Source organism: Gordonia sp. 34D, assembly GCF_056682775.1.
The window spans coordinates 112088-126337 of the sequence record NZ_CM155293.1; the positions used below are offsets into that span (position 1 = coordinate 112088).

General features: G+C 62.6%; 15 protein-coding genes and 1 other RNA gene. 10 read left to right on the forward strand and 6 right to left on the reverse strand.

What is annotated here, in order from left to right; translation table 11 throughout:
• Window positions 1-42 precede the first annotated feature (42 nt).
• The 3 genes from AC1L34_RS00515 to AC1L34_RS00525 all read right to left on the reverse strand — a co-directional run bounded on the left by AC1L34_RS00515 (window position 43) and on the right by AC1L34_RS00525 (window position 4379).
• Window positions 43-1443, reverse strand: a complete 1401-nt coding sequence (locus AC1L34_RS00515) for a lipase family protein (RefSeq protein WP_424322219.1) — start codon at window positions 1441-1443, stop codon at window positions 43-45.
• 324 nt (window positions 1444-1767) lie between these two features.
• Window positions 1768-2985: an acyl-CoA dehydrogenase family protein gene (locus AC1L34_RS00520; RefSeq protein ID WP_424293711.1), complete on the reverse strand. Its 1218-nt coding sequence runs from the start codon at window positions 2983-2985 to the stop codon at window positions 1768-1770.
• A 26-nt stretch (window positions 2986-3011) separates the two neighbouring features.
• Window positions 3012-4379, reverse strand: a complete 1368-nt coding sequence (locus tag AC1L34_RS00525; RefSeq protein ID WP_424293712.1) for an acyl-CoA dehydrogenase family protein — start codon at window positions 4377-4379, stop codon at window positions 3012-3014.
• A gap of 156 nt (window positions 4380-4535) precedes the next feature.
• On the opposite strand from AC1L34_RS00525, the gene AC1L34_RS00530 reads away from it, so the two are divergent.
• Window positions 4536-5195 (forward strand): MBL fold metallo-hydrolase, encoded by a 660-nt coding sequence (locus AC1L34_RS00530; RefSeq protein WP_424293713.1) that lies wholly within the window; start codon window positions 4536-4538, stop codon window positions 5193-5195.
• A gap of 130 nt (window positions 5196-5325) precedes the next feature.
• On the opposite strand, the gene AC1L34_RS00535 is transcribed toward AC1L34_RS00530, so the two are convergent.
• Complete coding sequence (locus tag AC1L34_RS00535; RefSeq protein WP_424322188.1) at window positions 5326-5676, reverse strand: VOC family protein; 351 nt, start codon at window positions 5674-5676, stop codon at window positions 5326-5328.
• 10 nt (window positions 5677-5686) lie between these two features.
• Window positions 5687-6466: a histidinol-phosphatase gene (gene hisN, locus AC1L34_RS00540; RefSeq protein WP_424322218.1), complete on the reverse strand. Its 780-nt coding sequence runs from the start codon at window positions 6464-6466 to the stop codon at window positions 5687-5689.
• 69 nt (window positions 6467-6535) lie between these two features.
• Here hisN and AC1L34_RS00545 point away from each other — a divergent pair, with 69 nt between their 5' ends.
• From AC1L34_RS00545 to AC1L34_RS00585, 9 genes are all read left to right on the forward strand, one after another.
• On the forward strand, window positions 6536-6886 hold the full coding sequence (locus AC1L34_RS00545; protein WP_424294191.1) for a hypothetical protein: 351 nt from the start codon (window positions 6536-6538) through the stop codon (window positions 6884-6886).
• A gap of 56 nt (window positions 6887-6942) precedes the next feature.
• Window positions 6943-8055: a peptide chain release factor 2 gene (gene prfB / locus AC1L34_RS00550; protein ID WP_424323812.1), complete on the forward strand. Its 1113-nt coding sequence runs from the start codon at window positions 6943-6945 to the stop codon at window positions 8053-8055.
• 52 nt (window positions 8056-8107) lie between these two features.
• Window positions 8108-9007 carry a mechanosensitive ion channel family protein gene (locus tag AC1L34_RS00555; protein WP_424294189.1) on the forward strand — a complete coding sequence of 300 codons (900 nt, stop codon included), beginning with the start codon at window positions 8108-8110 and terminating at the stop codon, window positions 9005-9007.
• A 73-nt stretch (window positions 9008-9080) separates the two neighbouring features.
• The gene (locus AC1L34_RS00560; protein ID WP_424294188.1) at window positions 9081-9458 is read left to right on the forward strand and encodes an Rv3103c transmembrane domain-containing protein; all 378 of its coding nucleotides are present in this window, start codon (window positions 9081-9083) and stop codon (window positions 9456-9458) included.
• Between the two features lie 28 nt (window positions 9459-9486).
• On the forward strand, window positions 9487-10173 hold the full coding sequence (gene ftsE / locus AC1L34_RS00565; RefSeq protein ID WP_424294187.1) for a cell division ATP-binding protein FtsE: 687 nt from the start codon (window positions 9487-9489) through the stop codon (window positions 10171-10173).
• Window positions 10174-10211: 38 nt separating this feature from the next.
• Window positions 10212-11117 carry a permease-like cell division protein FtsX gene (gene ftsX, locus AC1L34_RS00570; RefSeq protein ID WP_424294186.1) on the forward strand — a complete coding sequence of 302 codons (906 nt, stop codon included), beginning with the start codon at window positions 10212-10214 and terminating at the stop codon, window positions 11115-11117.
• 43 nt (window positions 11118-11160) lie between these two features.
• Complete coding sequence (gene smpB, locus AC1L34_RS00575; protein ID WP_424294185.1) at window positions 11161-11634, forward strand: SsrA-binding protein SmpB; 474 nt, start codon at window positions 11161-11163, stop codon at window positions 11632-11634.
• A 111-nt stretch (window positions 11635-11745) separates the two neighbouring features.
• Window positions 11746-12118: a transfer-messenger RNA gene (ssrA, locus tag AC1L34_RS00580) on the forward strand.
• A 130-nt stretch (window positions 12119-12248) separates the two neighbouring features.
• Entirely contained in the window at window positions 12249-13007 is a 759-nt protein-coding gene (locus AC1L34_RS00585) for a TIGR04222 domain-containing membrane protein (RefSeq protein ID WP_424294184.1), read from the forward strand.
• Window positions 13008-13198: 191 nt separating this feature from the next.
• Here AC1L34_RS00585 and AC1L34_RS00590 read toward each other — a convergent pair whose 3' ends face one another.
• Window positions 13199-14215 carry an alpha/beta hydrolase family protein gene (locus tag AC1L34_RS00590; RefSeq protein WP_480035028.1) on the reverse strand — a complete coding sequence of 339 codons (1017 nt, stop codon included), beginning with the start codon at window positions 14213-14215 and terminating at the stop codon, window positions 13199-13201.
• Between the last annotated feature and the right edge of the window lie 35 nt (window positions 14216-14250).

Consider the following 14250-nt stretch of genomic DNA (forward strand, 5'->3'; position numbering starts at 1 on the left):
CAACATTAACCGTGGGCGACCGAGACCAACCGGGGACGCCCGCTATCGTCCCGCGCCCAAGGCCTTACCGAAGAGTCCGGCGAGGTTGGTGCCGATGGTGGCGGAGAACGTCGGCCACCACTGTGCGTCGGAGGCCATCGTCAACTCATCGCGCGTGGTGCAACCGGCTTTGGCTGGCTTGCCGTCCAGTCGATCCTTGAGCCATAGAAACGCCATCGGTGCGCCCGAGATCTCGCCAATGAGATGCTCCGACAAGTGATCTCGCGTGTAGGTGACTTGAGCTTCCGGATTGCGGCAGTACGTCTTCACCAGGGTGTCGACCTGATGGATGGGCACGATCTCGTCGAGCGACGAGTTCCAGATGTACATCGGCATATCGGGCAGGGACTTACCCATCTTGGTGTCGTTCAATAGGCGTTTGACCGCCGGTGCGCGGAGGGCACCACCCGGCCACTGGATGAACCCGAGATTGTTCATGAACGGGAAGGTCATCGACTGGTACTGCACGCAGAGCGGAGCTTTGAGTGCCATGACGGCCTTGCCCACCGGGTTGACGTGTCGGTTGGTGAAGTCGCGGAAATAGTCGTACTCGCGGGTCAGGCCGACAACGGCACCGAACACCAGGCCGCTGGTCGCGCCGTTCTGGGCAGCCAGCAGGAGTTCCTTTAGGTCGGCGGGAACGCCGCCCTCGGCCGCACCGACGATGTTCAGTTCCGGTGCGTAACTCTTCTTGAGTTCGGCCGCGTGGCCGGTAACGATGGCGCCGCCCGAGTAGCCGTAGAGGCCGATCGGGGATGCTTCGGTGATGCTCGACGGGGCAAACGCTTTGACTGCGCGCAGGCTGTCGAGAGTGATCCGTGCCCCGAGCGGGCCTGCCGCGTAGGCGTGATTGGGGCCCTCGTGGTCGGGCAGGACCACCGCGTAGCCCTGGTCGAGGAAACCTTGCGCAATCAACAGTTCGGCGGGAGCAACCACCTGTCCGAGGAGCGAACTCGCGTTGAACTGCTGCACCGCGTACGACACCGAGCAGTGGCCGGCGGTCGAGTCCTCGGCAATCTGCATGGAGATCACCTTGCGGGCACCACCGCGCTTCATGTCTTTGGTGGTGCCGCGCGGCTTCAGCACGGTGGTGACTGCCGGAATTGCGCGGCCCTGGGTGTCGGTGGAGCGGAACGTGAGTTGCCATGCGTCGACATTGATCGGCACCAAGCCGAAGTTGGCTGGAGTGATCTTCCGTGCCCGCAAGATTTCGCCGGGCTTGGCGGCGGCGACCTTTGCTGCAGACGGTCGGTAGAAGTCTCGATCGAGTTCTGATGGGAGCGGTAGCAGTGGCGCGGGTGCGACCTTCACGGCCGGGTTGGCGCTGGCCGGTGCAACGATCAGCGCTGGTGCCGCGGTGATGGCGACGAGCGCGCTCAGTGCGGCGGCCGCATAGCAACGAATTCTCACGGATTCCCCTTTTTGTCCTCACACATCCATCCGGCCCTAACTCCCGGTGTGAAATGACTTCATTTCACAAGATGGATTGAGACTACCGTCTCAGTAGTGCTGATCACAATCCCGACCGAAAAGTTGATCCGATCGCGACCGCCACTTCCGCTTTTCTGTCACAATTCGGCCAAAGCGTCACGACACGCCACGATCGGTGATGGAACGGTCGGAAGTCGGCGTGTCGATGTGACAGAAAAGCGCCGGTCAAATGAAGAAAAATCGGGGCCGAGAGTTCCCGTGAACTCTCGGCCCCGATGCCTTACCGTCGCTGCTCGACTACTTCAGTTCTGAGCTGCTCTTGCCCAAGATGCGGCGCGCAATGATCAGCTGCTGGATCTGCTGGGTGCCCTCGAAAATGTCGAGAATCTTCGAGTCGCGAGCCCACTTCTCCAACAGTGAGTGCTCCGAGTAACCCGCCGTCGACGCCAGTTCCACGGCCTTGTTCGACACGTCGGTGCCGGTGCGTCCGGCCTTGGCCTTCGACATCGACGCTTCCAGTGAGTTTGGCTGCTTGTTGTCGGCCATCCATGCCGCGCGCAGCGCCAGCAGGTACGAAGCCTCGTAGTCGGCCTCCATACGGATGAACTCGGCAACAGCGGCAGGCTGATCGGAAGTCGGCCGATCGTAGTCGATTTCCAGTCCGGCGCCTTCGAGGACGGCGCGCAGTTCTTCGAGTACGGCGCGGCTCAAGCCCACAGCCATCGCAGCCACCATGGGGCGGGTGTTATCGAAGGTCTGCATCACGCCGCCGAAGCCCTTTTTGACGTCGACTTCCGGCGAACCGAGGAGGTTCTTGGCCGGAATGCGGCAGTCTTCAAAGCGAATGACGGCGGTGTCGGAGGCCCGGATGCCGAGCTTGTGCTCAAGCCGAGCAATCGTGACGCCCGGATGGGTGCGCGGCACCACGAAGCTCTTGATCGCGGCGCGACCGAGGCTGCGGTCCACCGATGCCCACACCACGATGTGGCTGGCACGACTGCCAGCGGTCACGAAGATCTTTTCGCCGTTGAGGACGTATTCGTCTCCGTCGCGGATCGCGGTGGTGGTGACGGCGGCCGAGTCCGAACCGAAGCTCGGTTCGGTGATCGCCATCGACGCCCAGACCTCGCCGCCGAAGCTTTCGATCTGCTCGTCTGTTGCGACCGCGGCGATCGCAGCGTTGCCGAGTCCCTGATACGGGATCGACAGCATCAGTCCGACGTCGCCGTACGACGCCCACATCGCATTGAGGACCGACTGCATGTTGCCGCCGTTGGCGACGTAGCCTTCCGGACGCTCCTTGGTGTCACCGCGGCCACCGGCCGCGCCGGCACCGGCCTGACCTGCGGCGGCAAGACCGTTGTAAAGGCTCGCCAGCGTGTCGAGCTCCACCGGGTAGCTGTGCTCGGCAAGGTCGTACTTGCGCGAGATCGGCCGGAAGATCTGCAGCGCAGCGTCGCGGGCCTGTTCGATGGTGCTGTGCAGTTTGGTGGGCAGTTCGAGATTAATTGCCATTTCAGACTCCTTGGACTGGCTCGTCGTCAGAGGACGACGATGCCCTCGCCGATGCCTGCGCCACGCAGGTCGCGGTACCAACGCTCAACCGGGTGTTCCTTGGTGAAGCCGTGTCCACCGAGGAGTTGCACGCCGTCGAGCCCGATCTGCAGGCCCTTGTCGATGGTGAGCTTGCGGGCGAGTGCCGCCTCGCGGGCGAACGACAGTCCCTGCTCGGCGCGGGATGCGCCGCGGAGCGTCACCAGGCGGAGGCCGTCGAGTTCGGTGGCGATGTTGGCGACCATGAAGGCCACGGCCTGCCGGTTCGAGATCGGCTCACCAAAGGCTTCGCGCTCGTTGACGTACGGAACCACGTAATCGAGCATGGCCTTGCCGGTGCCTGCGGCCAGTGCGGACCAGCCAAGGCGCGACAGGCGAACCACGTCGCGGTAGGCGGCGAAAGACTCGTCAGCGTCGCCTTCGCCCAGGACAGCGGAAGCGGGGACCGCCACGTCGTTCAACAGCAGGCGACCCATGCCTGCGGCGCGCAGACCCATGCCGGGGTCAGCTTCGACGACCAAGCCTTCGGAGTTCGATTCGACGATGAACAGCGCCGGGCGGCCGTCGAGCTGGGCGCCGATGATGAACAGTTCGGCGCTTGCGGCGGCGGGGACAAACGATTTGACGCCCGAGAGGCGGTAGCCGCTGGGAACGCGCTTGGCCTTTGTCTGCAGGTCGAAGGCGTCGAACAGAGGGCGGGGTTCGGCGATGACGACGGCCGACGTCGGTACATTCTCGCCGGCGAAGTCGGGCAGGTAGGTGCGCTGCTGCGCGTCGCTGCCGAAGTTGGTGAGGGTGGTGGCTACGCCGCTGGGGGCGAGCAACGGCAGGGCCAGGCCCATGTCGCCGTATGCCATGGCCTCGGCGACGAGCGCGTTGGTGACAACGCCGCGATCGGTGGCGGCACCGTCGAAGGCTTCCGGCACATTGATCATCGTGATGCCGAGTTCTGCCGAACGCTTCAGGATGTCTTCGGGAGCGGTTGCCGCTGCGTCTGCGTCGTAGGCTGCCGGGCGCAGGATCTCGGTGGAGAACTCCTTGACGGTCTCGGCGATCATCGCCTGCTCTTCGTCAGGATTCAGGTTGAAGAAGCCCTTGGATGGCGTCGCGGGGCGTTGCGGCTTTCCGGTGCTGGAGACCTGGGTGAAGGCGCGGTTTGCGGCGCCAAGGGTCTTGAAGCCGGTCTTGGTGGCTTCGTAGGCAACACGGTTGATCGGCTCGCGGAGCTTGTACTTCTCGGCGAGGGGGGAGCCGGTGATCGTGGTCAGTACCCGCATGGCGGTACCGATGGCGCTGCGCTTGTGCGGCTGCGCACCGACGGACGAGGTGTCGCGGGGTTCGGTATTAGTGGTCATTTCCTCACCAGTTCTCGAAGTTTCTTCGGCTCGGAGTTGGGCCCTGGAGCGGTGGTGCGGTGCACCGCCGACACGCGTTATTACTCCGTAGTAAGAACGAACCTTACTCCTCGGTAAGAAGCTTGTCACGTGGGAGCGCGAACTATTGTGGATGTCATGGTCGTCACACACTTTGGACACTCCTGCGTACTGCTTGAAAACGACGGCACGCGAATCCTGTTCGATCCGGGCACCTTCTCCAACGGCTTCGAGGATTTGCGTGATCTCGACGCCATTCTCATCACTCACCAGCATCCTGATCACGCGGATCCGGCACGACTGCCCGCGCTGGTGGCGGCTAATCCCGGCGCCGTTCGGTACGCCGATCCGCAGACCGCGAAGCAGTTTGCCGAGCGGACCGACGTCGGTAGGTGGGAGGTGATGGCACCGGGTGCGTCGGTCACGATTGGCGCGCTGACCGTTCGCGGCACCGGTGGCCGACACGCGGTGATTCATCCGGAGCTACCGGTTATCGACAACACCGCTTACGTGGTGGATACGGCCGATCGGACGGGTGCCTTTATGCATCCCGGTGACAGTCTCTATATTCCGTTTGAACGCATCGATGTGCTGGCACTCCCGGCGGCCGCCCCGTGGCTCAAGCTGAGCGAGCCCGTCGACTATCTCCGCGCCGTCAACCCCCGAGTCGCGTTCCCGATCCACCAGGCGGTGCTGTCGGACGCCGGTCGCACGATCCACAATGCCCGGATCAGCGAGATGTCCCCGGCGGGGACGAGTTTCGTCGTACTTGACGAAGGCACCGCGACCGACCTGTAGGCACCAAGCACCCCCGCCGCCGTCGTTCCCGCATGATGCGTTAATTCCCGCACTATGTCAGACGTAGTGCGGGAATCAACGCATCATGCGAGAACGGCAGGGCGTGGGTGCGGGGCGGGGGATCTGCTGACTACTTCGGGAGGGGGCTGTAGAAGACGAGGCCGTTGCCCTTGTTGTCGTAGACGACGGCACGACGTTCGTGGGCGTCGTTGTAAGCCTGAGTGACGATGCCGCCGCCGTTGGCCTCGACCGCTTTCGCTGCGGCGTCGACATCGTCGGTCTTGATACCGACGACAACCTGGCCGTGAATGGGATGGTCGACGGAAGTGGCAAGCGCGACGGTGATGGCACCGCCGTCAAGGGCCGCGAAATGGGCGCCGTCGCGGAACTTCAGCGGCATCCCGAGCGTGCCGCTGTAAAACTCGATCGACTCGTCGAGGTTGTCGGTCGAGAGGATAATCATCTTCACTTCGTTGCTCATGAACCGGACATTACTCCCGGCTTAGCGACTTGAGAACCCGTTCGTGCAGTAGTGAATTCGTTGCGACGGCACTGCCGCCCGACGGGCCGACAGCGCCCTCGAGCGAGGTGAACGTGCCGCCAGCTTCGCGAACCAGAATGTCGAGCGGTGCCAAATCCCACAGCGACACTTCCGGCTCCGCCGCGATGTCGACCGCGCCCTCGGCGACGAGGCAGTAGTTGAAGAAGTCGCCGTACCCGCGGACCCGCCACACGGCGTCGGTGAGGGCGATCAGTTCGTCACGGATACCGCGGTCGGCCCAGCCGGAAAGGCTGGAGAACGCCAGCGATGCCGAGTCGAGGTTGCCGACCTTCGAGACGGAAATCGGCCTCGGGTCGGAACCGTTCGCGGTCGCGAACGCTCCGAGCCCCTCGGCGGCCCACCACCGTCGAGCCAAGGCAGGCGCGCTAATGACACCGACTGTCGGGACACCGTCAACGAGGAGCGCGATCAACGTCGCCCACACCGGAACGCCGCGCACAAAGTTTTTGGTGCCGTCGATCGGATCGATCACCCATTGGCGACCAGCGAGAACGGCGTCGCCGCCAAACTCTTCGCCGAGGACCGCATCGTCGGGGCGCGCAGCGGCAATCTGCTCGCGGATCAGCCGTTCGGTCGCCAAATCGGCGTCGGAGACCGGCGTCAGATCAGGTTTGGAGTCGACCTGCAGGTCGAGCGCACCGAACCGCGACAGCGTGAGGGCGTCGGCGGCGTCGGCCAAGTCGAGGGCAAGCTGCAAGTCCGGATTCATAGCCACAATGTTCGACGCTATCACCGCGACGGCCACCTCCCCGGCGTCGGCAACGGTAGGCTCCCAGGCATGCCTTGGTGGATTTCTGTGGTGTTCATTCTCCTTATCCTGACGACACTCGCCGCGATGTTCATGCAGCGGAGCGGTCGCCGAATGTTCGGCGGTCAGGGGGCTGGCGGCGACGGATATGTGCAGGGCACGCTCACCGTGACCGGTGTTGGCAGGCTTAACGAGCCCGACAAAAACGGTCGCCGATACTGCACCTTGAGCGGCACCATCATCGGCCCGGAGATCAACCCCACCGAGGTGTATGGCACCCAAATCCTGGCAACCAATGTTCAGACGCCCACCGTTGGCGCCGACCTTCCGGTGATGTACCGCCCCGGCAAGGTCGATTCCACCTGGTCGTTCACCGCGTAGCTGGTCACTGCCGCATTGAGGTTCGTGCCGGGTGTCAGAGGGTAACCTGGTTTCTCGTGCACCCAGATGTCTCTGCTGATCTCGAATCGCTCAACACCACCCTCACCACCGTTGAGAAGGTGATGGACCTCGATGAGCTGCGTCGCCACATTGACGAACTGGAGATGCAGGCCTCCGACCCCGAGTTGTGGAACAACCAAGACCACGCTCAGCAGGTCACATCCCAGCTCTCGCATGCGCAGGCGGAGTTCCGTCGCGTCACCGAATTGCGTTCGCGGCTCGACGACCTGCCGATTCTCTACGAGTTGGCGGAGGCCGAAGAAGGTGACTCGGCTGCCGCGGCGATCGAAGACGCCGATGCCGAACGCACCGAACTGCGCAGCGACATTGAGGCGATGGAAGTCAAGACGATGCTCGGCGGCGAATACGACCAGCGTGAGGCGCTGATCAATATTCGGTCCGGTGCCGGTGGCGTCGACGCCGCAGACTGGGCGCAGATGCTGATGCGCATGTACATCCGGTGGGCCGAGAAGCACGGGCACGGTGTCGAGATCTACGACACGTCCTATGCCGAAGAAGCTGGCCTCAAGTCGGCGACGTTCGCGGTCAAGGCGCCGTACATGTACGGCACCCTCTCGGTTGAGCAGGGCACACACCGTCTCGTCCGGATCTCTCCGTTCGACAATCAAGGCCGCCGCCAGACGTCGTTCGCCGAAGTTGAAGTGCTGCCCGTCGTTGAGACCACCGACCACATCGACATCGACGAGAACGACCTCCGCGTCGACGTGTACCGCTCGTCAGGTCCCGGCGGCCAGTCGGTCAACACCACCGACTCCGCCGTGCGCCTGACTCACGTCCCGACCGGCATCGTCGTGACCTGCCAGAACGAGAAAAGTCAGCTGCAGAACAAGGTTGCCGCCATGCGCGTGCTCCAGGCCAAGCTGCTAGAACGCAAGCGACTGGAAGAGCGCGCCCAGATGGATGCGCTCAAGAGTGACACCGGCTCCAGCTGGGGCAACCAGATGCGGTCGTACGTGCTGCACCCCTACCAAATGGTGAAGGATCTCCGCACCAACGTGGAAAGCAACAACCCCTCGTCGGTGCTCGACGGAGATCTCGACCAGTTCATCGAGGCGGGTATCCGCTGGCGGATGGACGAGGGCGAGTGATCGTATCGACACTCCGACATATTTAGTCGACGAGCTCGGCCTGCCGAGCTGGATGCGGTCGTGGGAGAAGTGGCTGGCTGTCGATTTCGTCGACATCATGCTGTGGGTTGTCGGCGCACTGCTGGTTGTTCGGTTTTTCCGATGGCTCGCGAACCGCTACAGCAAGCACATCCTCCGACAGTTTGAGTCGAGCGACGACATCGTCCAGTCCGAGGACATGAAGCACCGGCGGGCGCTCGTCGAAGTGATCACGTGGACATTGGTGGCGTTGACCGTAGTGATTGCGGGTCTGCACGTGTTGGGGACGTGGGTTCCCGGCAGCAGTTTGGTCGGCCTCAGTGCCGTCGTGGGTGCCGCCCTCGGTTTTGGCGCACAGCGGGTGGTCCAGGACCTGCTGGCGGGCTTCTTCATCATCGCCGAGCATCAGTACGGCTACGGTGACGTCGTGAATCTGACGGTGACCGGTGGGCTTGCCGCCGAGGGCACCGTCGAAGATGTGACGCTGCGCGTGACGCGACTCCGGAACTCCGAAGGTGAACTGATCATTGTGCCGAACGGGCAAATGATCAAGGCCACCAACCTGTCGAAGGATTGGGCGCGGGCGGTCGTCGATGTGCCGGTTCCGCTCGATGCCGACATCAACGAGGTCAATGCGGCCCTGCGTGAAGTCGGCCAGGCGTTCTACGAGAAGAAGGAGTGGAATCGACTCCTCTTGGACGCCCCGACCCCGCTGGGTATTACGAAACTTGAACTGGAATCGGCGACCGTCCGCATGGTGGCGCGCACGCTCCCCGGGCAGCAGTTCGCGATTGGTCGCGCCCTGCGCGGCGACATTATCGCGGGCTTGGCCAGTCACGGAATTTTCGTGACGAGCGCCCAGGCTCAGGGCGTTACGCGCACTGCCGCTGAAATGGCAGGCGAACCTGGTGGCGGGGTGAACCTTGACGGGTGAAAATGCAACGACGGGGGCTGGCGTCCAGAAGAATGATCCGCTCGACACGCCCGAGTCGAAATTATCTCGCTTGATGTCGCGGATGCAGCATGTGTATCGGACCCGTGTCCGCACGACTACCGTCGTGCTGGTCATTGTGTGGCTGGCGCTGTTGGCGTTCTACGGGTTCAGTAGCCAGCATTACGAACCGACCCGCAACTCGCCGGGGCAGGTAACTCAGACACCGCAAGTGCAGCCGACCAGGACGACTGTCCCGCAGACAACCACACCCACGACCACCAGCGCTCCGGAGTCATCGACAACCGACGGTCGGGGCTCGGCGTCGACTAGCGTCGACGAGTCTGTTGCCCCGACGTCGGGTCCGGCGACAGGTCAGCGTCATCAGGCACCGGAAACCACGACGGTGGCACCGCAGCAGTCCACACAGGTGCCGGAGAGCGTCGGAGGATAGGGCGGGGCGGTCAGTACACTTGGCTAACGTGATCACCCTGACGAATGTGACGATGCAGTACAAGGCGTCCTCTCGACCCGCGTTGGACGATCTGTCCGTGGAAGTGGACAGAGGCGAGTTCGCATTTCTGATCGGCCCTTCCGGCTCCGGTAAGTCCACGTTTTTTCGGCTCCTGCTGAAAGAAGACAAGCCGACCGCCGGTGACGTCTTCGTTGGCGACATGCATGTCAACAAGTTGCGAAACCGGGACGTCCCGAAGTTGCGCCAGTCCATCGGTTGCGTCTTCCAGGACTTCAGACTGCTGCAGCAGAAGACGGTTGCCGACAATGTGGCTTTCGCTCTCGAAGTGATCGGTAAGCCGTCTTCGACGATCCGCGAGGTGGTGCCACAGACCCTCGAATATGTGGGTTTGGAGGGCAAAGCCGATCGGATGCCTCGGGAATTGTCGGGTGGCGAGATGCAGCGGGTGGCGATCGCACGCGCCATCGTGAATCGTCCGGCCTTACTGCTCGCGGATGAGCCGACCGGCAACTTGGACCCGGAGACCAGCGAAGAGATCGTCGAAGTGCTCGACCGGGTTAACCGCGGCGGTACGACCGTCGTCATGGCCACCCACGACCGCTCCATCGTCGATGCGATGCGGCGCCGCGTTCTCGAATTCGACAACGGCAGACTCGTCCGCAACGACGAGCACGGCGTTTACGGAATCGGCTAGGCACGCAGAGAACTCGACGAGACGAAACAGGGCAACACATGCGCTTGAACTTCATCATCGGCGAAGTCCTCAACGGATTCCGCCGCAACCTCACCATGACCGTCGCCATGGTCTTGACGACCGCAATCACGCTCGGCATGTTTGGCGGCGGACTGCTGGTGATTCAAATGGCTAACAAGAGCCAGAACATCTTCCTCGACCGCGTCGAGATGCAGTTCTTCATCAATGACGCTGTCACCGCGAAGGACCCCAACTGCTTGGAAGCGCCGTGCACCACCTTGCGCGCCGATCTGGAGTCCGAACCCGGCGTCGCGTCGGTGACGTTCATCAGCCAGGATCAGGCGTTCAAAACGGCTAAGGCATCCTGGGAGAAGGAATCGCCGGAACTGGCCGACTTCATCCGCAAGGAGGCCTACCAGGGCGCATTGCGCGTCAAGATGGCTGACTCGGACCGGTTCGGTGCGGTCCTCGACAAGTTCTCGCGCGCCGAGGGCGTCGATGGGGTGTTGGATCAGCGGGATTTGGTGAAACGTATCTTTAGCGTGCTCGACGGCGCGCGCAACGCGGCGTTTGCAATAGCTGCGGTACTGGCGGTCGCCGCGATCTTGCTGATCGTCAACACCGTGCAGATTGCCGCGTATACGAGACGAACGGAAGTCTCGATCATGAGGTTGGTTGGTGCCACCCGCTGGTATACGCAGTTACCGTTCTTGCTGGAGGCGGTGATCGCGGCCCTTGCCGGCGCGCTGCTCGCGATCGGTGGGCTGTTCTTGGCGAAGGTTTTCTTCTTCGACAAAGCCCTCGCGGACCTTTACGGTGTGAACATCTTGGCGCGCATCACGTCGGCTGACGTGTGGTTTGTGTCGCCGTGGCTGATCCTGGGCGGCATTGTCCTCGCCGGTGTCACCAGCTACGGCACGCTGCGCGTCTACGTTCGGGAGTAAATTCACCCCGAGCTTTTGTCACTAGTGGATTTGGAGGTCTGCCGTGCCCAGGGAAAAGGGTAAGTCGGTAATTGCGACGAACCGAAAGGCTCGGCACAACTACACGATCCTCGAGACATTCGAGGCAGGCATGGTGCTGCAGGGCACCGAAGTGAAAGCCCTGCGTGATGGGAAGGCGTCACTGGTGGACGCATTCGCAACGATCGACGATGGCGAAGTGTGGCTCAACGCCGTGCACATTGCCGAATACGGCAGCGGAACGTGGACGAACCATCCGCCGCGCCGCAAGCGCAAACTGCTGATGCACCGTCGCGAGATCGATGGCCTGATCGGCAAGTTGCGGGACGGCAACATGACGCTGGTGCCGCTGTCGATGTATTTCTCCGACGGTTACGCGAAAGTCGAGCTCGCCCTCGCCAAGGGCAAGCAGGACCACGACAAGCGCCGTGACATCGCCGAACGCACTGCCAAACGCGAAGTCGAACGCATCGTCGGACGGCGCGTCAAGGGGATGTAAAGCCCCTGCGCCGCAGGGCCGATTAATCTCCCGACGGATATCGGGATGATTCTGTCGGTGGTGTTGGTTAGTATTAGATGTCCGGCAAAGAAATTTGGCGGGCACCACCTAGGGGCCGATCGGTTTCGACTACGTGCATCGAGGTGGGGGAAGCGTGTCGGTGCAGGCTAGAGACCACCGTAAGCGTCGCAGCAACCAATTAAGCGCCGATTCCAATCAGCGCGACTACGCCCTCGCTGCCTAAGCACCGAGGCTAGTCTGTCGGCCCGGATCTAAGTTCCCGGAACCGGATGCCGGCATCAGCTAGGGGACTTACTATCGTCGCCGGTCGCGGACGACGCTAGGACACCTAACAGCGACTGGGATCGTCATCCCGGCTTGTTCGCGAGCCCGGGAGATCCAAGTAGAGACACAGCGGACTGCACACGGAGAAGCCCCACCAAAGTGACGGAGGACCCGGGTTCAATTCCCGGCGGCTCCACGAAAACCTCCCACCTGAGAAACTCAGGTGGGAGGTTTTTCATTGAGATGAGACGCGAACTCCGTTGTGCCAAGGCGTGGTTCACGATCGGCAAGACGGTGCCCGGCGGTTGTGGCAAGGTGATGCGATGGGCATGGTCGGGAACCCAGAATTCTTCTATTGGCTCAGCGTCATCGTCGTCGTGATTGCAGCCTTGGCCTTCGCGTGGCGCAAGTACCTACTGTGGCGAAAACGCGAGATCGAACCGGGCCGCGAGCTCACCCCCACCGAAGTCGGATGCCTGTATGGGCATCGGCGGGCCGCTGCTGTCGCACTGCTATGGCTCGACGAATCCGTGGACGACCGAGGCCGTCGCTCCGCGGACACGGTCAATGGTGACGCGTACACCGCGCATGTAGCCCGACGCGGCAAGTCGCTCACGGCACCGACAGTCGAGGCCGTCCGCGAAGCTACCGGCGACCGACTCGACGAAATGACCGATTACCTCATCTCGCGGCGCCTTCTCGCCAGCAGGCACGACCGTCGGCTCGCGCTCGCACCGCTTCTGGCGACGGCGGTGGTGCTGTCGGTGCTGACCGTTGCGGTCGTGATCAACGGTGGCGGCGTGAGTGCGCTCATCCCGTTCGCGTTGGCGGTGGGAATGGTCGCGGCGGCGCTGGTGATTCGGGCACGCTTCGGGCGGACACGGGCTGGGGACACCTATCTGGCACGACTTTCGGAGGTATACCAGCCAGAACTGGTCTCCGATCCGCGGGCTTGGGCGTATGCGGTGGCGATTCATGGGCCAGCTGCGCTGGGAACCAATACCGGAGACCACGGCCGATGGCATCTCTCGTCTGTCGATGCCCTCCGGACCGACGACTACCGCAGACAACCGGTCGCGAGCGCTTAGAAAGCAAAAGCGCCGCGTCCGAAATCGGACGCGGCGCTGGTAAAGCCGAGGGACTATGCGACCCCGGAGAACACAGTCTTCAGAAGTTCGAAGACGTGCGGGTTTTCAGTGATAGCCGTCCACAATGCTGCATCCATGAGAATCTCGCTTCCTTGTCGATCGTTCAAATTACCCAACACGACGTTACGCGGTTAAGCGATGGCGTGCTTGGCGAAGATCCGGAGGGTGTCCAAATAACCGGGTGCGTACACGCTCGTTGGCGCGAATAACGTGCGTGCGGACACGCGAAAGTCGTCCCGGTATTCGATCTGATTGCGGGTGATGGTGTGTGTGGCATCGGCGAAAGTCTTGACAGTTAGCAGGTCGGAACGCATTTTGCTGCGATAGAGGCTTTCTGTCTGAGCAATGTCGACTGCACGATCTTCGCCACCGAGCACGAGAAGGAGCGGCGTCGAGATCCGTGCCACAGCATTGGCGGCATCGGCGCGGAAGTTTCGCTCAGCGAAGGCGAACGCGGGCGCGAGCATCGGTGGCGAATCGATGCCCGACCGCACATAGGTCTGATAGTTGGAGCCGCTTTCCAAGAGGGTGAAGAACCGGTCTCGGCGATCGACGGCCGCCGCCACCTCGGTGGTGCTGTCACCACGGGCCGTCAGATCGGCGCGCACAGCAAAGAGGCGATCGTGGATCCAGTTCGTCGATGGGCCGACGAGGGTCGCGAAACGTATGTCGCTGCGCGCCGCGAGCACCTCTGGCACGACGAACCCCGCCTGGCCTTCACCCCAAATCCCGATACGAGTCGTGTCCAGGTCTGGCCGTTTGTAGGCCCAGGAGATGACCGACTGCACTTCGGAGACCCGATCGTGAATCGTTTGGTTGAGCCAGTTGCCGGGAGCACCGTCGACTCCGGGCTTATCCCAGCTGAGAACCGCGAAACCGGCTTTGGCGTATGCGTCCCAGATGGGTCGGTAGGTGCCGGTGTCCGCATCGTTCGGGCCGCGGTCCTGGACAAAAATCACGACACCGTGCGGGTTGGCGTCTTGGACCGGTTTAGCGAGGACGGCGTGGAGTTCACCACGCGGACCTTCGATGGTCACGTGTTCTTCGGCAATCGCATAGTCCTTCGCGACCAGTAGCCAAACCACGAGGCCTAACGCCAGCGCCAGAATGGTGCCGAGTGCCGCGAGGGCCATCTTCTTGCGACTCACTCACGCGAGTCTAGACCGAGCTCCGGAGATGTGAA

Excerpts from the sequence above, each read along its gene's own strand:
- AC1L34_RS00520 (WP_424293711.1), bottom strand. The coding sequence starts at position 2,985 with ATGGCAATTAATCTCGAACTGCCCACCAAACTGCACAGCACCATCGAA.
- AC1L34_RS00525 (WP_424293712.1), bottom strand. The coding sequence starts at position 4,379 with ATGACCACTAATACCGAACCCCGCGACACCTCGTCCGTCGGTGCGCAG.
- AC1L34_RS00530 (WP_424293713.1), top strand. The coding sequence starts at position 4,536 with ATGGTCGTCACACACTTTGGACACTCCTGCGTACTGCTTGAAAACGAC.
- AC1L34_RS00535 (WP_424322188.1), bottom strand. The coding sequence starts at position 5,676 with ATGAGCAACGAAGTGAAGATGATTATCCTCTCGACCGACAACCTCGAC.
- hisN (WP_424322218.1), bottom strand. The coding sequence starts at position 6,466 with ATGAATCCGGACTTGCAGCTTGCCCTCGACTTGGCCGACGCCGCCGAC.
- AC1L34_RS00545 (WP_424294191.1), top strand. The coding sequence starts at position 6,536 with ATGCCTTGGTGGATTTCTGTGGTGTTCATTCTCCTTATCCTGACGACA.
- AC1L34_RS00555 (WP_424294189.1), top strand. The coding sequence starts at position 8,108 with ATGCGGTCGTGGGAGAAGTGGCTGGCTGTCGATTTCGTCGACATCATG.
- AC1L34_RS00560 (WP_424294188.1), top strand. The coding sequence starts at position 9,081 with ATGTCGCGGATGCAGCATGTGTATCGGACCCGTGTCCGCACGACTACC.
- ftsX (WP_424294186.1), top strand. The coding sequence starts at position 10,212 with ATGCGCTTGAACTTCATCATCGGCGAAGTCCTCAACGGATTCCGCCGC.
- AC1L34_RS00585 (WP_424294184.1), top strand. The coding sequence starts at position 12,249 with ATGGTCGGGAACCCAGAATTCTTCTATTGGCTCAGCGTCATCGTCGTC.